21 protein-coding genes and 1 other RNA gene are annotated in these 18870 nt (G+C 33.0%); 11 read left to right on the forward strand and 11 right to left on the reverse strand.

From position 1 onward, the window contains the following. Positions 1-214: 214 nt before the first annotated feature. Entirely contained in the window at positions 215-454 is a 240-nt protein-coding gene (locus ACW9W4_RS08700; protein WP_457762076.1) for a hypothetical protein, read from the reverse strand. A 72-nt stretch (positions 455-526) separates the two neighbouring features. On the opposite strand from ACW9W4_RS08700, the gene dinB reads away from it, so the two are divergent. Continuing rightward, positions 527-1621 carry a DNA polymerase IV gene (dinB, locus tag ACW9W4_RS08705; RefSeq protein ID WP_457762077.1) on the forward strand — a complete coding sequence of 365 codons (1095 nt, stop codon included), beginning with the start codon at positions 527-529 and terminating at the stop codon, positions 1619-1621. 8 nt (positions 1622-1629) lie between these two features. On the opposite strand, the gene artG is transcribed toward dinB, so the two are convergent. The 5 genes from artG to ACW9W4_RS08730 all read right to left on the reverse strand — a co-directional run bounded on the left by artG (position 1630) and on the right by ACW9W4_RS08730 (position 4808). After that, entirely contained in the window at positions 1630-2547 is a 918-nt protein-coding gene (gene artG, locus ACW9W4_RS08710) for a thaumarchaeosortase (protein ID WP_457762078.1), read from the reverse strand. A 238-nt stretch (positions 2548-2785) separates the two neighbouring features. Beyond that, positions 2786-3271 (reverse strand): hypothetical protein, encoded by a 486-nt coding sequence (locus tag ACW9W4_RS08715; RefSeq protein WP_457762079.1) that lies wholly within the window; start codon positions 3269-3271, stop codon positions 2786-2788. Further along, the gene (locus ACW9W4_RS08720) at positions 3271-3933 is read right to left on the reverse strand and encodes a DsbA family protein (RefSeq protein WP_457762080.1); all 663 of its coding nucleotides are present in this window, start codon (positions 3931-3933) and stop codon (positions 3271-3273) included. The genes ACW9W4_RS08715 and ACW9W4_RS08720 overlap by 1 nt, the downstream gene beginning before the upstream one ends. Before the next feature lie 32 nt (positions 3934-3965). Continuing rightward, positions 3966-4163 carry a hypothetical protein gene (locus ACW9W4_RS08725; RefSeq protein WP_457762081.1) on the reverse strand — a complete coding sequence of 66 codons (198 nt, stop codon included), beginning with the start codon at positions 4161-4163 and terminating at the stop codon, positions 3966-3968. A 273-nt stretch (positions 4164-4436) separates the two neighbouring features. After that, positions 4437-4808, reverse strand: coding sequence for a C2H2-type zinc finger protein (locus ACW9W4_RS08730; RefSeq protein ID WP_457762082.1), 372 nt, complete (start codon positions 4806-4808; stop codon positions 4437-4439). Positions 4809-4891: 83 nt separating this feature from the next. On the opposite strand from ACW9W4_RS08730, the gene ACW9W4_RS08735 reads away from it, so the two are divergent. From ACW9W4_RS08735 to ACW9W4_RS08755, 5 genes are all read left to right on the forward strand, one after another. Then, on the forward strand, positions 4892-5278 hold the full coding sequence (locus ACW9W4_RS08735) for a hypothetical protein (RefSeq protein ID WP_457762083.1): 387 nt from the start codon (positions 4892-4894) through the stop codon (positions 5276-5278). Positions 5279-5302: 24 nt separating this feature from the next. After that, positions 5303-6181, forward strand: coding sequence for an NAD(P)-dependent oxidoreductase (locus ACW9W4_RS08740; RefSeq protein ID WP_457762084.1), 879 nt, complete (start codon positions 5303-5305; stop codon positions 6179-6181). Positions 6182-6240: 59 nt separating this feature from the next. After that, positions 6241-7002 (forward strand): SDR family NAD(P)-dependent oxidoreductase, encoded by a 762-nt coding sequence (locus ACW9W4_RS08745; RefSeq protein WP_457762085.1) that lies wholly within the window; start codon positions 6241-6243, stop codon positions 7000-7002. 236 nt (positions 7003-7238) lie between these two features. Then, positions 7239-7448, forward strand: a complete 210-nt coding sequence (locus ACW9W4_RS08750) for a hypothetical protein (protein ID WP_457762086.1) — start codon at positions 7239-7241, stop codon at positions 7446-7448. Positions 7449-7497: 49 nt separating this feature from the next. Then, a complete protein-coding gene (locus ACW9W4_RS08755) occupies positions 7498-8712 on the forward strand; it encodes an NAD(P)/FAD-dependent oxidoreductase (protein ID WP_457762087.1) in 1215 nt (404 codons plus the stop codon). Here ACW9W4_RS08755 and ACW9W4_RS08760 read toward each other — a convergent pair whose 3' ends face one another. After that, positions 8713-11670, reverse strand: a complete 2958-nt coding sequence (locus ACW9W4_RS08760; protein WP_457762088.1) for a hypothetical protein — start codon at positions 11668-11670, stop codon at positions 8713-8715. It lies immediately after the preceding gene. Between the two features lie 403 nt (positions 11671-12073). Between ACW9W4_RS08760 and ACW9W4_RS08765 the strand changes: the two genes are divergently transcribed. Together ACW9W4_RS08765 and rnpB are read left to right on the forward strand one after the other, a co-directional pair. Then, positions 12074-12703: a class I SAM-dependent methyltransferase gene (locus tag ACW9W4_RS08765; RefSeq protein ID WP_457762089.1), complete on the forward strand. Its 630-nt coding sequence runs from the start codon at positions 12074-12076 to the stop codon at positions 12701-12703. A gap of 33 nt (positions 12704-12736) precedes the next feature. Continuing rightward, positions 12737-13015: RNase P RNA component (rnpB, locus tag ACW9W4_RS08770), an RNA gene on the forward strand. A 163-nt stretch (positions 13016-13178) separates the two neighbouring features. Here the strand turns inward: rnpB and ACW9W4_RS08775 are convergent. Both ACW9W4_RS08775 and ACW9W4_RS08780 read right to left on the reverse strand, forming a co-directional pair. Next, a complete protein-coding gene (locus tag ACW9W4_RS08775) occupies positions 13179-13322 on the reverse strand; it encodes a hypothetical protein (protein ID WP_179362100.1) in 144 nt (47 codons plus the stop codon). A gap of 125 nt (positions 13323-13447) precedes the next feature. Beyond that, positions 13448-14815 (reverse strand): hypothetical protein, encoded by a 1368-nt coding sequence (locus ACW9W4_RS08780; protein ID WP_457762090.1) that lies wholly within the window; start codon positions 14813-14815, stop codon positions 13448-13450. 117 nt (positions 14816-14932) lie between these two features. On the opposite strand from ACW9W4_RS08780, the gene cofD reads away from it, so the two are divergent. From cofD to ACW9W4_RS08795, 3 genes are all read left to right on the forward strand, one after another. After that, positions 14933-15853, forward strand: coding sequence for a 2-phospho-L-lactate transferase (gene cofD, locus ACW9W4_RS08785; protein WP_457762147.1), 921 nt, complete (start codon positions 14933-14935; stop codon positions 15851-15853). Between the two features lies 1 nt (position 15854). Next, positions 15855-16493, forward strand: coding sequence for a 2-phospho-L-lactate guanylyltransferase (cofC, locus tag ACW9W4_RS08790; protein ID WP_457762091.1), 639 nt, complete (start codon positions 15855-15857; stop codon positions 16491-16493). A gap of 114 nt (positions 16494-16607) precedes the next feature. After that, positions 16608-17516, forward strand: a complete 909-nt coding sequence (locus ACW9W4_RS08795; protein ID WP_457762092.1) for a transcription initiation factor IIB — start codon at positions 16608-16610, stop codon at positions 17514-17516. On the opposite strand, the gene ACW9W4_RS08800 is transcribed toward ACW9W4_RS08795, so the two are convergent. Then, positions 17505-18494, reverse strand: coding sequence for a CPBP family intramembrane glutamic endopeptidase (locus ACW9W4_RS08800; protein WP_457762093.1), 990 nt, complete (start codon positions 18492-18494; stop codon positions 17505-17507). The two genes, ACW9W4_RS08795 and ACW9W4_RS08800, sit on opposite strands and share 12 nt — an antisense overlap. A gap of 7 nt (positions 18495-18501) precedes the next feature. Then, positions 18502-18810 carry a stress response translation initiation inhibitor YciH gene (yciH, locus tag ACW9W4_RS08805; RefSeq protein WP_179362104.1) on the reverse strand — a complete coding sequence of 103 codons (309 nt, stop codon included), beginning with the start codon at positions 18808-18810 and terminating at the stop codon, positions 18502-18504. Positions 18811-18870 lie beyond the last annotated feature (60 nt).

Consider the following 18870-nt stretch of genomic DNA (forward strand, 5'->3'; position numbering starts at 1 on the left):
AGGTTCTGGTGTTGGTTCAGGTGTTGGTTCAGGTTCTGGTGTTGGTTCAGGTTCTGGTGTTGGTTCAGGTTCTGGTGTTGGTTCAGGTTCTGGTTCAGATTTAACTCTAGAGCCAAATTCGGATAAAATGTCTTCTGCGTCTTTTGATTTTTTATTGTTGCTCAATTTTAAATTCCTGTTATACCGAATTTCTCTCTCGCTTTTATTTAATTTTTCAGGTATTTCCTTTCAAATAGTCTTCAAATAGTTTTTCAAGATCGTCATCATTGTCTATTTTCTTGATTTGCTCGACTAGATCTACTTCTTCAATCTCATAGCAATTCATCACATCTTGAGAATCCTTGAACACCAGCATTACTTTATTTTTAAAAATACAGTGATAGAGTTTTTCCTTTTCCATTTTTTCAGGTTTAAACTTGACACCATTTTCATCCACAGATACAGGATATTCCATGGAAATACTATTCTTCATCAATATTTAGATGAATACACAATATAGTAATAATCAAAACAGTCCAGAAGAGTATTGGAAACAAGAGTAGTTTTCCACATAGATTTTGATTATTTTTATGCCCAATGTGAAGAAACAAGATCTCCAGAACTAAAATCAAAACCAGTATGTGTTTGTGTTTATTCTGATAGAGGAGGAGATAGTGGGGCCATTGCTACTGCAAATTATACGGCCAGAAAATACGGAGTTAAATCAGGAATTCCAATTGCATTTGCAAAAAAAAGACTTGAAGAAAGAAAAGATGCAGTTTTTTTACCAGTTGACTTTGATTTCTATACTGAAATTTCAGAAAAAGCAATGGAGATCATGAAAGAGTATGCAGATATTTTTGAATATGTTGGCAGAGATGAGGCATATCTAGATGTAACAGGCAGAGTAGAAGGAAGTTTTGAAAAAGCAAGTCATCTCGCACAACAAATAAAAAATTCCATTAGAGATAAAATAAAACTCAGCTGCTCAATCGGAATTTCTCCAAATAAATTAATTTCAAAAATAGCATCAGACTTTCAAAAACCAGATGGTTTAACTACAGTATCACCAGAAAAAGTTGAAATATTTTTAGATCAATTAAAAATTAGAACCATACCAGGCATTGGTAAAAAAACTGAGGAGAAATTTTTAGAAATGAATTTAGAAACAATTCAAGATTTGAAAAAAATAGATATTTTCACATTAAACAAAGAATTTGGCAGAAAGACTGGAGCATACATCTACAATGCAGTTAGAGGAATAGATAATGAACCAGTAAAAAAACGTGATGCACGAATACAATATAGTAAAATTACAACATTAAAGCAAGATTCAAAAGATTATCAATTCTTATCTGAAAATATTATAGAACTTTGTAAAGAAGTACATAATGTAGTTAAAAAAAATAATCAAATGTTCAAATCAGTTGGCATACATTTGATACGATCAGATTTATCAAACAAATCAAAATCAAGAATGCTTAGAAGTCCCACTACCAGTATTGCAGAATTAGAAAAAACAGCTGATCAATTATTAAAAGAAGCATTAGAAAATCAAACCATTACAATTAGAAGACTAGGAGTTAAAGTCTCAGAACTTTCAGAAATTCAGGGACAAAGCGACATTACTTCTTATTTTTAAAATATCATTTATTTTTCGGATTTTTTAAGGCGTCTTGATTCAATGATAATTACTACTAAAATGAACGCAAATAGCCAAGGTAAGAACATTATCTCACCTGCAATTTTATGATATTCTTCCCAAGCAACAGGATCAGTTGTAACTTTAAGCGCATACCAAGATAATGAGAAAATTCGGATTAGATTGACGATAATAGTTCCAATAATTCCTAAAACAAAGTAAATTGCCTTTCTAGTTCTAGGGATGTTTAGTTTTAGCATGAATGCCCCAATCACTAATGAGAAAATTATGATGCTATGAACACCAGCTGATGGCCAAAAGACTTGAAGAGCCATTGAACCATGGTCACCACGTAAGAACATTACATTGTCTTTAGCAACTGCAGTTCCAAGATCAAGTACAGTAATTATCCAAACATTTGCTTGTACAAAGTATGGGACGATATATTGTAAAGGACCAAGTGTATCATATGGGAAAAATGCGTCAAGTGAAAGAATTATGGCAGTACCTGTAAGAAATATTGGACCAGCAGGGGCAATTCTAATCCAACGTTTTCCAAAGAATATACTCAATGCAACAACAATAAAAATTGCCATTACAACAAAGTCCCACATCCAAGTCCAAGAATAGATTAATTGTACATCAAAATATTTTGCAGATTCAATAATGTAATCTCTTAAACCATATTCTAATGAAACAAGATAAACAATTGTAGCCACAGCTAAAGGAATTACAGCAAATAATTTTTTCTTTGAAATCACAATTTTTAATCCGATTAATTCAGCAACAACAAATATCAAAGCAAAGAAATAACCTCCTCTTCCTTCATTCCAACTCCAAGATATAGAGTCTGGAAATGCAATCATTGCAAAGAGAATAGGACTAGAAATTATGAAAATTCCAAAAATTAAATTCCAATTCTGCATTATGTTAAACCCGAAAAAGGCAAATAAATATCTCGACTTTGAAATTTATGAAATGTATCAAATCAATGTAGAAATTTAGAGAGAATACTAGTCTTCAGCATCTTCTATTTCATCAGATTCTGGATCTCGTCTACCAGGCCTAATTGGAATATAGAGGATGGTCATACAAACACTCGAATTAACTGCAAGATACATTCCAAGGTTGCAATTGTTTGTCTAAGTGGTGATTTCTAATACATCATATCTTTGGATCAAACTTACACTCAATTTTCAAAGATCTTACGGAAGTAAAGTAAGTGATTGCCAATATTCCAATAGCAATTATTCGGATGGGAGTTTCATAATTTGTCAAAAATGCTGTTGCCGTAGCGCCAACAGAACCAAATGTCGAGATTACAGCAAACCCAATAGGACCACAACTACATGCACCTGCAGCAGCTCCAATTATTGAACCAAAAACACCTCCACCCATTTTTTGTTTTGATTTTTTCAGTATATTGATACGAAATATGTTCATCGGTAATACTATGGCAGATAAAGCAGATATTGTAACAATAAGAACAAATCCAAATTCAGTTCCAGATGGGATATGGCTAACTACATAGGGTTCTAAGAAAATATACTCAGATATAATTAACAGGCCAATTAACATGGTTGAAAAAAGGATAATTGATAAAAAAAGATATTTTGAATTTGAAAATACAAGATTAATTGCAGATACCATTAGATCATTTTGTCCAACACTTGTTTGAACACAGAGAAAGGTTGCGCACCACCAAGTTGCTCTTGTCCATCAGGACCAACAATAAAGAAACCAGGAGTTCCTCTCACGCCATGATCTCTTGCTTGTTGACTATTGTATTGTACACGTTTAGAATATTTTCCAGAGTCAAGACAACTCTCAAACAGTTTATCATCTAGACCTAAATCAAGAGCAATTGCTTTCAGCCTTTCAGAATTTGCCCATCCACTATCAATTTTGTCTTCTTGTAAATTGTAAAGCATGTCATGGTATTCCCAGTACATCTCTTGATCTTCAGCACAATAAGATGCCTGAGCTGCTTTTGGAGAATCACGTCCTAAAAAGGCTAAATCAACAAAAACTAGATTTGCTTTTCCAGTTTCAATATAATCACGAGTTATTGCAGGTTTTGTATTGTGAAACCAATTATAACATTGATGACATTGGTAATCACCAAATTCTACAATAGTGATTGGAGCTGAAGGATCACCCAATATCGGAGAACCCATTGCAGTTGAAATGGTTCCATGTGTTCTGCCCATATCCAAATTAACAGTTTCAGAAGTAGATGTGGAAAAGGATACAGCAGCCCCAGCAATAATTGCAATAACTATGGCGCCTATAATCACGCCTATTTTATTCATAATTAAAAACAGGGATTCTTGGTTAAAAAAACTTATTCCAAATTACGAGAAGATTTTCTTTTGAATAAATTTACAAATTTTGCAATAACAGTGTCAATTGGACAAACCTCACATACAAAACTAGACGAATGACTTTCAATATGTTTATCAAATTTTTGACGAGATTCTAAAATTAAATCACATTTTTCACAATAAATTTTAGATACATTATTCTTCAAAGGTTTTTTCACAAACATTTTGAGGGATTAGTGCTTATAAAGATCCTGTTGAAAATCAACATATGATAAAAATTGTAGATAAAACTATAACATGATTTTTCATCATAACATTTGGAATTTCCCAATATTCTATAAAATATTTAGTTAAATTTAATCAATATAGAATTGGGGTTTATTATATTCTTAAGAATTAAATGAACCTATATTGGATTATGATTAATTTCATGGGATGCAGGAATTCTAGATATTAAAAGATACTAGACACCAAATAAATTATAAAATGAATTAGATATAATGAATTCGCATATGGACATTTAATTCAACTTGATATTGTGTTACATATCCACAATGAGTACATGTAAACATTTCATGTTCAGACTGGGGTGTGGTATTTTCAATTATTTTTCCAGAGATAGACGTAATGTTTATCATGTCATTATTTGAAATTACAGCAAAATTTTGTCCTTCATCAATAGAATCTAAAAATTCCTTTATTGCAGAAATAACTGCAGTAGTGTCAATAATTTCATCATCATCAAAAGAAGACAATGTAAACTGATGATTCTTCAAAGTGGGGATTGCAGCAACTTGATCTGCCACAAATACAAGCAAATCATTTTTGACTGATACCACATCTTTGCAATCAATTGTAAGCATAAAATATCATAATTGAATCGATATTTTAGTTTAACAAGAATTTGAAAATGATTATTATGGTTTAATATTGTGAGTGTAATTACATGGCAGATTCTGAAACATTTGGAGTAGAAAAAGGACACGGAGAAGAAGTCATAGCATGGCTAAATGAACAGGCAAAAGTACAATCCATCAAACTAGAGGCAAGGCTGTACGGTTACAATGTGACTACAGAGAATTTTGGAGAGTTTGAAATGTTTTCATGGATTGGTAATGTTCAGAATGCAAGAAAGATGATCATCAAAGCAAGTAAAAGATTCAAAGTAAAAGTCATCGAAGGCGGATACAAACCAAAAGAAAAAATAATTAAAATGAAAAAATTTGATTTTGCCAAAGTCAAAAAAGGAGATAAAACAATTGGCCAATTAGAATTTGTAGCATCAAGATTTGGAAACAAATATTGGGAGATTCAAAATGAAGAGAGACATTAGTGTAACAATTCCAGGAGAAGCTAAATGAAAAAAATAGGAATTATCGGATTAGGTATGCTAGGTAATGCAGTGGCTTTACATTTAGTTGATTCAGGTTATGAAGTAACAGCATACAATAGAACAAAAGAAAAATCAGCAGAATTAAAAGAAAGAGGCGCAACAATTGTGGAATCCCCAAAAGAAGTTGCAGAAAAATCAGATTTAGTAATTACAATAGTAAAAGATGCAGATGCTGTAAAACAGATTTCATTTGAGAATAATGGAATTGTATATGGAAATCACAAAAATCTAATTGTTGCAGATATGAGTACAGTTGATCCAACAGAGTCAAAAAATATTTCAAAACAATTTATGGATTCTGGAATAACAAAGCTAGACATCCCAGTAATGGGAGGGCCAAATGTAGCAATAACTGGAGATTTAGTTTTGATGGCATCAGGGAATAAACAAAGTTTTGACAATTGTAAAGAAGTGTTAGACACAATAGCAAACAAAGTATTTTTCTTGGGGGAGAACGGAGTTGCTAATTCTATAAAATTAGCTATGAATCTCCAAATCACGATGTTAGCATTGGCATTATCTGAAGGAATAACACTTGTAAAAAAATCAGGTGTTGATCCAAAAATATTTCTAGAAATTTTAAACTCTACTTATTTCAAAACAGGAATGAGTGAAAAAAAGGCTTACAAAATGATAGAAGGTAAATACGATATAACATTCACGCTTTCAAATCTTAAAAAAGACATCACCACCATGACAAATGCTGCAAAATCACTTGGAATAGAACTTCCCATGATTAGTAAAGCAGAAGAAGTTTATGAAAATGCAATAAAGGAAGGATTCGGAGATATTGACTATACTGGCATTATAGAATATCTTAAAAAAATTAATGAAAAAAAATAATCAAAATTACGAATAGAATTCAACAAAAATTCTATAAGATAGGATAACAAGACCATATTATGCGATTAAATGAAAAAGTTGCAATAATTACAGGAGCATCAAGTGACATTGGGAAAGGCATTGTCAAGAGATTTGTAGAAGAAGGGGCCAAAGTAATCTTAGTTGCAAGGAATTTAGAGCAATTAGAGGCAACTAGAAAAGAGATAGGTCATGAAGAATCAACGGCTTCAATTTCATGTGATTTGACTGATGAATCCCAAGTATTACAAGCAGTGAATCAGATTATGGATACATATGGTAAGATAGACATTTTGGTAAATAACGCAGGAGCAATTAATGACCCGATACATTTTCACGAAATGCAAGATTCTGAAATAAAAAAATTGATTGATGTAAACTTGTTTGGAGTATTCCACATGACAAAAGCAGCTCTTTCAAAAATGTCAGATGTGAAAAAAGGAGCAATAGTTAACGTAGGATCAATTTCAAGTGAAAGGGCAATACCAAGAGTTCACTTGGCAGTATACTCATCTACCAAAGCTGCAATATCCATGTTCACAAAATCAATTGCAGTAGAATATGCAAGACGAAACATCAGATGTAATTGTGTTAATCCAGGAATTATAAATTCAGGAATGATAAAACCGTATCTGGATGATCCTCAAGCAAGAAAAGTGTTAGAAGAAAGACTACCTCTTGCAAGAGTTGGTGAACCAGTTGATGTTGCAAATGCAGTTCTTTATTTAGCATCTGATGAGGCAAACTGGGTTACAGGAACCATTTTGAATGTAGATGGCGGTAAAACAGCTTCAGAAGGATGACATTAGATTTTAAAATAATTTCATGTAGAGATCTTGTTCTTTTTAGAATATGCTCTATAGCTAAATCCAGTAACAAGCATAATAATTCCAGTGATAGCAGACCACATTAAAAAAGATCCAATTTCAGATTCATCCACATTTTACAACAAATGAATAAACATCTAAAGTTTGGGTTGAGAATGAATATTTCACAAAAAGTATGAAACATCTAAATAGATTTGATGATGACGGGATTTATGCCTGAAATTATATGTCCAGACTGTGGAAAACGGCTATTTCATGAAAATGAAACCACGTTAAAAATTGAAGAGACAATTCATTCAAAATTCTGTAGAAAAACAGAAGGAGAAACCCATAGTTTCATGCACAGAGATCCTGCACATATGGGAACTTTTGATTCAGAAAGAGAAAATGACACCACCGGCACTCCAGTGTTAAAAAAATAATAATTCTTATTCCTCAAAATTATATCCTAGGTATTCATCATTGAAGTAATTGTCAGAAGAACATCATTATGATTTAGTCATCGTAGGCGGCGGGCCAGCAGGTTCCTCAGCAGCATATGCTGCAGCAAAGAACGGAATCAAGGTAGCATTACTTGAAAAAGAAAACACTATTGCAGAAACGGTTAGAACTAGCGGGGTAACCTGGATTCAAAATATCAAAGAATTTGGAATTCCAGATGATTGTTTTAATCCAATTAAGAATTTTTCATTTTGTTCTCCCAATAATGAAGTCACAATTAGTGATACAATTCCAAGAGCCGCAGTATTAGATGTGAGAAAAACATATCGGTGGTTGGCAAACGAAGCAGAAATTGCCGGTGCAGACATTTTTGTAAAAATGAATATCAAAAGTGTGATAAAAAATGAAAAAGGAGACATCACAGGAGTGAACGGTGTCGGCCCTAATGGAGAAACAACATTTCATGCTAAAGTGGTAATTGATGCCAGCGGTTTTCCATCAACAGTTTGTAAGGCAATGGGATTAGCACCACAATGGGAAAGATTTGGTGCAGGTGCAGAATATGAAATGAAAGCAGAAAATGTAGACTCTGAAACATGGTGGTTAATGGTAGGTCAAGAATACTCGCCTGCAGGATATGCATGGATATTTCCATTAGGAAATAATATAGTCAGAATTGGAGTAGGTGTTGGAAAACCAGAATCAAATGTAGACCCCACCCAAAGACTCAAAGAAATTATTGAGAAAAAATTAGGGCCAATAAAAAAACTAGGCAAATTAACTGAAATTGAATTTCATTATGGATTAATTCCAAATGATGGATTGTCGAGAAAAACTGTTTTCAATAATTTGATTCTAGTTGGAGATTCAGCAGGACAAGCAAACCCGTTAGTGTTAGAAGGCATAAGATATGCGATAAAGTTTGGAAGAGTGGCAGGAAAAGTAGCCTCAGATGCCATAAAATCAGGAAATACAGATAAAAAATCACTCTACCCCTATGAGGAAAATTGGAGAAAAGCCATTGAATCAAAAATTAATTCTGCAAGTAAAGTTCAAGATAGATGGATTGGCCTCACCGATGAAGAATGGGATAAAGAATTGGACATTATCAACGAACTAAAACCTGAAGAATTCATAGATTTCATAAAAGCAGATTTTGGTTTATCAAACATGATCAAATTAGCAACTCATCATCCAAAACTAGTAGTTAGACAACTATTCAATTTGGTGAAAGGTAAAAAATAATTATTTTACGTTAAAGAAATCACTTACAATTAAATCATGATAAGACAACTGAACTACATAAACCCCAGAATCAAATGATTTGTTTACAACTTTGCTAAACTTTCCACCAGCAGTATCCTTCAATGCAATCTCTTCTACAATATTCCCTTGTTGATCATAGATGTCAATGAAAAGATCTTCAGGGAATTGAACAGTCTTTAAAAGAGCACCAGATATCACCAGTTTATCTCCACTATATTCAGCCATAATAGGGGCGGCCTTATTTCGTATTGGAAGATATCTTTCGATTAGAGATTTTAATTCGTTTAGATTTTCATTTACATTTTCTGCATTTTTGTCTTTGAATGCAAATTCGATTTCATTAATCACTGACCCAAATCTAGAATTTTCAGAATAACTTTTCCCACCAAATTTTTCAGCAAATGATTGTAATTCTTCAAATTCACGTGCCAATTCAACCATACTCAAATCAGCAGAATTGTATTCATAGTCAAAGTCTTCCTCAATATGGACAATTTGAGATGCTTTGGAATCTTTGTATTGCAACAGAACAATATACAGTCCAGGATCAGTAGGTGCAATCCATTGAGTAAAGAAATTACCTTGTTTTGTATCAGTAAATTCTAGACTACTATGTTTGGTTCCATCCATATTATACACAGTCACATAGAGATTTTCACGTCGGTCAAAAACGGATTTTTCAGTAGCACCGTTAATCACCCAAATGTTTTTTTCAGCATCAAATGAAATATCGTATATTATACTGTCATTATGAAGAACCAAATGTTTACTAAGATAGTCACCAATTTCCAAAATCTTTGATTCTGCATCTACAAAATTTGCCAATTCAATCATATGATCAGCATCTGCCATCATGGTGTTGTATTTATCTACATATTCTGAAAATCCTGCATTATAGAAAGTTGAAACCATATTTGAAAAAGTATCTAATTTTTTACGGAATTCGATTCGTTTGATTTCATCACCAGTGTAACCCACATCAGAACCATGTGGATCATCAGTGTATGCCTGAGAAACTAAACGCCATTCATCAAATAAATTACGAACTAGTACATCTGCTTGATCAAGATCATTTTTAATTACAAGATCTCGAACATTGTCAATTTTTTCATTAAATGTTTCAGCGAATTCAATATAATTTGGAAGGAATCTATTTTTCGTCAAACTCAATTCAACTAAATTTTCAAGAGATTTTGCACGTTGTAAAATATCACTTGCACGGATTTTGTATGCATCCTTGTTGTAAGAATCTAAATCATTTTGAATTTTTGAAGACATGTCACTAACCCAGCTTAATAAAACTTCAATCCTATCAATTCTAGTTATTGAAGGACTGCCAGATTCCATTTGTTTGGCAGTGTCCAAAATTTTCAATGCGTTATCAATTAAGAATAGATTTTCATAATCAGCTTGAAGTTCAGCTTTTTCTTTCATGGATTTATATTGGAATTCCAAGACTGTCAAAGGATTTCTTTTCTCTCTTAATTCGGTCATAGTTTGATCAAACTCAGAAACAATTTTTAAGATATCATCAATAGAATCAGCACTATCAACTTGCTCTAAAAGTAATTTCCAATCATTAACTAATGCAGAGTTTCCACCAGTAGATTGAGAAATCTCTACACTCTTACTGATTCTTGAAGAAATGTCTATGACTTGGACCATTTGATGGATTTTTGATTCAGATTCTAGAATATCTTCAACTGAACTAGCCAATGCCAAATCACGCTCTAATACATTCCAATCAGGTTTAATCAAATTGGCAAGATCACTATTTTCTTCAGAATTTGAAGAGATGAATCTATCAACATTATCTAATTCTCTTAAAAGAATGGCTGCCTGATGTAACTCTGAAACACGCATTGATGTGGAAATCAATTCATCTATAGACTCTTTACCCATAAGAGAGAGTTTTAGAGACTCCCAGTCATTTTGAACTAATCGATAAAGATCACTTTGTTTTCTAGAAACTACATCAAGATATCTAGATTTTGAAAGTACGTCTATTAATTCACCAATCTCATCTGAAAATACAGGGGCAGTTCCCCTTGCAAAAATAAATCCAACCTCATTTTTTACAGATTTACTCATTACGGTATCAGATTTTTTCATCAAATTCAATAGAGTCTCTTCTAATTCATCAAAAGTAGGAGCTCTTTGATTTGTAACTTTATCAGGATTGACATTTGTTACATCTACAAATGCATCAGTCAATAAATTAATGGCTTTGGTTTTATCCCCAATTTCATAATAAAAAATAGATGTAAAAATAGTTTCATCAATTGATTTTGCCATTTCAAAAGAAATTTCATCATCATCCAATAATTTTTGAACTATATCAAATGAGGAAGTTACCGTAGGTCGGATTAGAGGATCAATTTCAATTATCAAATCATCTACAAAGAACTCACTCCACAAATCTACAAAATCACGTTCTAGTTGAGATAAATCATTTGAAGAAGGTTCAGATAAAGGAGATGGAATATCAAATAATTTTCCAATTACATTACTATGAGAGACTATCAAGTTTTGAGCAGACAAAATCATTTGTTCTTCATCAGGTTCTAAAAAAGAGTCAGATGAAACAGTGAATGTTGTAGATTTTGAATAATCACCATAGAATAACTTTATTTCATAATCTCCAGAAATACCACAAATTCGACCTTTCAATGGAATAACATCCGTAATGAAAGCACCATTTGACAATGGCATCAATTGTTGAATTTGACATAAATCACCTTGAGGATTAATGATTTGCATTATCAAAAAAGAATCATCTAGAAGATTTGCTATTTGGCCATAGACAAACAATGGTTCTCCACTATGATAACTACCAAAATTTTCAAGTATTGTAATTCTGTCAGGAGTTTGAGCTGATGCATACACAGGCATCAAAAGTAGAACAAATAGGCTCAAAACGACCGGAATTCGACTCATACGGATCCAAATCGAGGCTCATACTACTTAAAACTTGAGCAGCTATTGTATCAAATATTTTGAATTATTTTGATAAATTAAGCCATGGTAACCACCATAGAATAGTTACCAGGCTTAATTTGGGGCACAGTGTTGGTTTGGTTTGTCTGGTAAGACATACAAATTGAATGAAATTGCTCTGGCGTAATTGTCGAACATTTGTCACAGATCATTCTGTTAGACTTGAAGCATTGAGAACATTTAGAATATTCATGCAACTTTCCACCACAATTTCGACAAGATTCATCAGGCAATTATATTCAAAAGAAATCATTGAAAATTAAATATAAGAAATACGTAGAAATTGTTCATGGTATAGATCAGTAAGAAGAAGAATATATTGGAAATAAAATAATTAAAACTCATGGATAAAGTTAGAGAAACTTTTGATAAATGGGCTCAAAATGGAAGGGCAGAACTCATGGAGGAAGAGCATGGAAAAAATGTTTTAAAATTTTTAGAATCAGTGTCATTTGATAAACCATTTACATTTTTAGATGTGGGTTGTGGAAATGGATGGGTAGTAAGAAAAATTACAAAAGAAAAGTTTTGCAAAAAATCCATAGGCATAGATAAAAGTAAAAAAATGATCATTCAGGCTAAAAAAAAGATAGAGAGTAAAAAAGAAGAATACATCCACACAGATATAGAATCTATGAATTACAGAGGGAAATTTAATTTCATTTTTTCTATGGAATCACTTTACTATGCAGACTCTATTGAAATTGCACTTGAAAAAATATTCAAATTATTAAAACCTGGCGGACAATTTTTCTGTGGAACTGATTTTTACACAGATAACAAAGCAACTGCAAGATGGGCAGGGATAATGAAAATTCAAATGCATTTACATTCAAAAAAAGAATGGATAGAATTTTTCAAAAAAGCAGGATTTAATGTAAAAACAAAAAATATCAAAGATTTGAAAAACAAAAAGAAATGGAAACGAGAACACGGTACTTTGTTCATCATAGGCACAAAACCCGAAAAGTAATACTCAAATCCCATAACAAAATACAGCAACCATGTGAGCTGGAGCACGACACGCTGCTACGGCAGAGGAAACTCCTCCCTCCAAACAGGAAATGTGATCTGGAGATAGATAATCAGAGATGGTTGGCAACGGAGCAGAAAATAATCCAATATGGCGCACTATGATGGCAAAACCTGAGGTTTCCATAAAAGGAATGAAAAAGACGACCCACATGGAGCAAAGCCAAACAGAACTAATAGTTCCTGTACTAAGTTCAGGTAGGCTGCAAAGCGAAATATCGTGAAAACAGAAGGAGGGTTACTCCCAGCACACATATTTTTAATACAAGAGTAATGAATATATGAAATTCATAAAAGATATGAATTTAAGAAATGGTAAAAAGGATCCAATGTCCCCATTGTAAAAAACATCTTGCTGGAGAAGGACACCTAGAAAGACACATCAGGACAATTCATAAAAAAGAAATGAACTAAAATTATTTGAGACCTTTTTCTAACACTTCATTTACAATTCTAGAAAAACTCACAGTTGATGAAGATTCTTTGATTTTTTTTGCTTGTAAGGATCTAAGTTTCTTTGCAATATCACTATTGAGCATGATTGTAAGTCTTTCAGACATACCAAATTAACGTAATACTAGTATTTTCAAGGTTCATGAATTATTTTTTTACAAAAAGATCAAACAACAGAGAATCTTTCCATTTGTGGAAATATGAAATTATATGAAAAGATATGAAACTATGATTAACTCATGGAGCTAACGTGTTCTTTACAAACATCTGCAGTACATCCACATGATGCATCACAAAGACAAGAACCTTGCATTTCACAATCACATTCAGAGCCCATTTCTGCCGAAGATGCACATCCACATGCAGCCTCTTCACGATTAGCCATTGTTGGAGGAGGAGTCGTAGTTTCCTGAGGAGCAGTGCTCTCATACACAGTTCTAGTTTGCTGATAATCAGAATCATCTTTCAGATGAGCCTCACCTCTATTGGTTTGATATCCACCAGAAGAGGCACTAGTTTGATAGCCAACTAGTCTATTTGGATCAATTCCTTGTTGACCTTGTGTTTCATTTTTGAGTGATCTGCTACTGATAAAGAAAAATGCAATACCTGCAACTGCAGCTATTCCAGCCATTCCATAAACTATCATCACAGGGAAATCACCAGTTGACGTAGTCATATAATCAGCAGGAGGAGTTGGAGTTACACCAGCGATTTCAACACCATCCAATTTATCTAAAGCACCAAATCCAATAGTAGACAAGTTTGCGGTGTCAGCTGCTTGAACACTTCTAACAACATAAAGTTGATCAGCTATCACTTCAGCTGCAAAAACTCTTTCAACTTGTCTTCCTTCTCGAATGCTGCTTTCACCCATAGTCCATGATGATACAACAAATCCAGCGATTTCGTCATCCAGTCCAAAGGTACCAGCATCTACATTAATTCCAGTTGGATCAAATAGAAAGTGCCAGTTTGTTAATGGTTGTTCTAAAATAAAATCAGCATTAATGAGATGTCTTCCTAAAACATCTTCTGCTTCAGTTCCAGCAAAGTATGTGAATACTTCTGGCTCATGGTCTCGTAAAATGTTAATTGGAATATTGATTTCAACGCCATCAATTATAATTTCTTTATCAGTAGTTAACCCTCTCCAACCTAAATCAACCAAAGATCTTTGACCATCATCTGTAATTACATAATCACTTAATGTGCCTTGTAATATTACACGATAGTCAATTGAAGTATTGATGTTTCTAGCTTTGAGATGAAAGTCATAAGATACATTCAAGTCACTGATTTGTGCTTGACTACCATCATTGGCAATTCCACGATTTAATTCTGCAATAAGTGCTTGAACTCCAGGATTTGAAGAATCAGCTGTACCATCTACAGTCCATTCTTTTCCTTGTAATTCATCAAAAAGATTTCCGCCATTTGGATATTCAATAAAGATAGTTTTTAGATAAGTTATTTTGAAAGGGGAAGTTTCAGTATTAGGGTTAATTCTAGCATCTAATTGTGCTGCCCAAACAGGAGTACTGGCACCTACAACAATAAGAGTTGCTAGCAAAACAGACAATATCACAGCCCGAGACACGAGTAAAATCCCTGAAATTACAGTAATAAACTTATCCTAATTATCTAGATCGGTAATTTTTTGAAAAAGTAATATTGAGTGACAAACACTGTAAATACAGTTTTAGAGGAATATGATATGATAACAGTCTTAGCAGGTGGAACAGGTTCAGTCAAGCTAGTCCGAGGATTAGTGGCTCAAGAATCCAAAGTTAACGTAATTAGTAACGTTGGAGATAATTATTGGCTATACGGACTTTATGTTTGTCCAGATATTGATACCATAGTATACGGATTAGCAGATTTACTTGATCAAGAAAGAGGATGGGGAATGAAGAAAGACACATTCAACTTTTTACGTCAAATGGAAGTTTTCGGTGAAGAGACATGGTTTAGAGTAGGAGACAGAGATGCAGCCACTCATTTAATCAGAACAAACATGTTGAAAAATGGAAAAAATCTAAGTGACATTACAAAATGGATGTGTGAGAAATTTGCAGTAAGTGCAAACATCATACCAGTTACAGATAACAGTATTGAAACAAGAATTACCACAGACAAAGGAGAATTACATTTACAAGAATACCATGTTAAACATAGAGGTAAAGATCCAATTGAAGGAATTCAATATATCGGAGCAGACAAAGCTCGTCCAAATCCAGAGGCAATAAATGCAATCCATGATGCAGACATGGTAATTTTAGCACCAGGAAATCCATTAACATCAATTGGTCCAATGTTACAGATTAAAGGGATTAGAAAAGAATTATCAAAAATAAAGAAAAAAGTAGTTGCAGTCAGCCCATTAATCGGAGATAATGCAATTAGTGGACCTGCAGCAAAATACATGCAAGCTGCAGGAATCGAATCAAATGCTTATGGATTAGCAAAGATGTATTCCGACGTATGTGCAAATATCATCGTAGACCCAAAAGACAAGATGCTAGTAAAGAAAATTCAGAGTTTAGACATGAAGGTTTTTGAAACAAAGATTACTATGAAAAATAAAATTGCTGAAGACGCATTAGCAAATTTCATTTTAAAACAAGTACACGTGTAATTTGAAAATAGCCGCAATTATTCCTGTAAAGACTTTCTTAAATGCAAAAACCCGTTTAGATTTATCTCAACAGCAGATTGAAGAATTATGCAAAGTTATGTTAGAAGAAATTTTACATACTTTGTCAATTTCACCGCAAATTGAAAAAACAATAATGGTAACTAAAGAAGCAAAAGCAATTGAGATTGGAAAAAAATTCAATACTGTTACAATCATTGATGAAAAAGAAGAGAGTGTAAACAGTGCAGTTGCTTTAGCTGACAAATATCTTTTGGAAAATAACTTTAATGCATCAATAGTATTTCCACAAGATATCCCATTTATCAAAACTCAAGATATTGATTTTATGTTAAACTACAAGATGCACCCTAATTTTGCAATAATTGTCCCTTCTAGAAGATTTGATGGTACCAATGCCTTGGCAAGAATGCCAATAGACTTGATGGAGACTCATTATGATGAAGATAGTTACAAAATCCACATGAACACTGCAAAAGAGCACACACTCAATGTTGCAATGGTATTTGTGAAAAGAATAATGTGGGATGTAGATAACATGGAGGATCTCAAGTTTTTGCTAGAGCAAAATGAAAAGCCAGAGATATCAGAAAAAATTAGAAAAATAATAGCATCAAAATAAAAAAAGTTCCTTAAAATATAAAAAAATTGTCATTTTAGGTACGAGATCTCAGACATACTTATAAGCAATAAATTAGAAAATGTTAAATATCATCATAAAAAGTTTTGAAAGAAAATGGTTAAAACAACTAATCCAAAAGACAGATGTCCCAGATGTGGAAAGGGTACTCTAGTTACAGATGCCAATACAGGGGAGAATTTTTGTGGAAAATGTGGTTTTGTAATTACAGACAAAGTGGAAGAATCAGGACCCGAATGGAGGTCATTTTCTAACGAAGGTGAGAACAAAAGTAGAGCAGGGGTTCCAACATCACTTGCAATGCATGATATGGGGTTAGCCACGGTAATCAATCCACAAAATAGAGACGCTACGGGTAAACCATTAACTGCAGCAATGAAAAGTACTATTGAAAGATTAAGAACTTGGGATAGCAGAAGTCAAGTCCATGAACCAGTAGACAGAAACTTTAGACAAGCATTTAGTGAATTGGACAGATTAAAGGATAAACTAGCAGTAGGCGATTCAGTTATTGAAAAAGCAGCTTACATTTACAGAAAGGCTTTAGAGAAAGGATTAGTCAGGGGTCGTTCCATTTCAGCATTGATTGCATCAGCACTTTATGCAGCATGCAGAGATACTGAAACACCAAGAACTCTAAAAGACATCGGTCAAGCAAGCAACATTAAGCGTAAAGATATTGCAAGATGTTATAGATTATTACTTCGAGAATTAAATTTGAAAATGCCAGTAGTTGATCCTGTAAAATGTATTTCACGAATTGCAAGTAAAGCAGGATTATCTGAAAAAACAAAAAGAAAAGCAACAAAAATTCTTCAAACAGCTGAAGAACAAAAGATATCAGCAGGGAAAGATCCAATGGGGTTGGCAGCTGCTGCACTTTATGTAGCATGTGTTACAAACGGTGAAAATAAAACTCAAAGAGATGTTGCAGAAGCTGCAGGAGTTACAGAAGTAACAATTAGAAATAGATACAAAGGATTGAAGGTAGCACTAAACCTCTAAGGTAGACGCTTTTTTAGAATAAAATCTATTTACAAATAAAATGCATATTGAAAAAATACCCGTCACAAGCAGCAAGATTTCTAAAGTGGACATGAGAGAATGTGAAAATGCACCTTCAATAGAAATTACATTAATCTGGGAAATAAAATTTGCATATGAAAAAACAAAATAATTTGCAGCCCAATGAATTAAGAGAGAAACAACAAACCCATATCGAAGGTATACCCAACCTAGAACTATACCACTTGTTGCAGCTTGGGCAAATTTCCCAGTACTCCAAGAATCACCAAATGCTATGTGTGCAAATCCAAAAAAAACGCCAACAAAAATAATTAAAAGAAATGCTTTTTTTGCATCATAAATATCCAAATTAGCAGGACTCCACAAACATTTAGCAAAATATCTCAAAGAAGTTTTTGCAGAATAGAGAGCAAATAACGGAACACCAATTAAGATTAGACGAAACCCAAACTCTTCAAGAAGAGGAGCTAAACTTACATAAAAAAACTGGATTAAATTATTTTCAGCCAAAGGAGGGACAATTTCAAGGCCAATTCCTTCTTGAACATAGTTTATCAGAGTTGAAATTAAAATTAAAATTGAAAACCATTTAGTAATTCCAATCATGTAATTTACACGCGTATCATATTTTCCAAATGAAATAATGGGCGAAAGAGTTTTGAAAAAATTATGACGAGGTCCAAGAAGAGCAATAACAAAAAAAACAAGATAAAATGTCCACAACACAACAAATGCATCGCCTAGACTAACATCAAGAGGAGATTTGTAAAAATCAGTACCATCAAAAAGATCCAAATGAGTTAAAGGATATTCAAAATTAATATCACCTCCCACATTAGTTTCAAAAATTACATAAATTCCAATAGGGAATGAAACCAAAAGTAAACCAAAAACTACTGAAAGTAATGCAGTAAATGGGATTCCAATAGACTGGATTATTTTATTTGTATTTTGCAATTGCGCTCTAATGTAATTCTATTGTGTCTTCTGCAAATCCTAAATGAATCAAAGTATCTTTGATTGTATCACGATGATCTCCTTGTAAAAATATGTAACCTTCTTTGGCAGTTCCCCCACAGGCATATTTGTTTTTAAGATCTTTTGCTACAGTTTCCAGATTATTTATTTTAGGATCCAATCCTTCAATCATAGTACCCTTTTTCTTAAAACGCCTAGTTTCTAATCTGATAATGATTTTAGTACTATCTTTGGCAAGTTCACCACATGCGCACAAATCTTCGGGTAGACCACAAGTATTACAAATTACTGCCATTCGTTCGAACTAAATTCAATTATTCACACTATTAAGCCTTGTTTGAACATTATGAAAAAA

It is taken from the genome of Candidatus Nitrosopumilus sp. bin_7KS (genome assembly GCF_054095835.1).

Excerpts from the sequence above, each read along its gene's own strand:
- ACW9W4_RS08715 (WP_457762079.1), bottom strand. The coding sequence starts at position 3,271 with ATGGTATCTGCAATTAATCTTGTATTTTCAAATTCAAAATATCTTTTT.
- ACW9W4_RS08760 (WP_457762088.1), bottom strand. The coding sequence starts at position 11,670 with ATGAGTCGAATTCCGGTCGTTTTGAGCCTATTTGTTCTACTTTTGATG.
- ACW9W4_RS08735 (WP_457762083.1), top strand. The coding sequence starts at position 4,892 with ATGGCAGATTCTGAAACATTTGGAGTAGAAAAAGGACACGGAGAAGAA.
- artG (WP_457762078.1), bottom strand. The coding sequence starts at position 2,547 with ATGCAGAATTGGAATTTAATTTTTGGAATTTTCATAATTTCTAGTCCT.
- ACW9W4_RS08765 (WP_457762089.1), top strand. The coding sequence starts at position 12,074 with ATGGATAAAGTTAGAGAAACTTTTGATAAATGGGCTCAAAATGGAAGG.
- ACW9W4_RS08750 (WP_457762086.1), top strand. The coding sequence starts at position 7,239 with ATGCCTGAAATTATATGTCCAGACTGTGGAAAACGGCTATTTCATGAA.
- ACW9W4_RS08745 (WP_457762085.1), top strand. The coding sequence starts at position 6,241 with ATGCGATTAAATGAAAAAGTTGCAATAATTACAGGAGCATCAAGTGAC.
- cofD (WP_457762147.1), top strand. The coding sequence starts at position 14,933 with ATGATAACAGTCTTAGCAGGTGGAACAGGTTCAGTCAAGCTAGTCCGA.
- ACW9W4_RS08730 (WP_457762082.1), bottom strand. The coding sequence starts at position 4,808 with ATGCTTACAATTGATTGCAAAGATGTGGTATCAGTCAAAAATGATTTG.
- ACW9W4_RS08775 (WP_179362100.1), bottom strand. The coding sequence starts at position 13,322 with ATGTCTGAAAGACTTACAATCATGCTCAATAGTGATATTGCAAAGAAA.
- ACW9W4_RS08740 (WP_457762084.1), top strand. The coding sequence starts at position 5,303 with ATGAAAAAAATAGGAATTATCGGATTAGGTATGCTAGGTAATGCAGTG.
- ACW9W4_RS08720 (WP_457762080.1), bottom strand. The coding sequence starts at position 3,933 with ATGAATAAAATAGGCGTGATTATAGGCGCCATAGTTATTGCAATTATT.
- ACW9W4_RS08700 (WP_457762076.1), bottom strand. The coding sequence starts at position 454 with ATGGAATATCCTGTATCTGTGGATGAAAATGGTGTCAAGTTTAAACCT.
- yciH (WP_179362104.1), bottom strand. The coding sequence starts at position 18,810 with ATGGCAGTAATTTGTAATACTTGTGGTCTACCCGAAGATTTGTGCGCA.
- ACW9W4_RS08795 (WP_457762092.1), top strand. The coding sequence starts at position 16,608 with ATGGTTAAAACAACTAATCCAAAAGACAGATGTCCCAGATGTGGAAAG.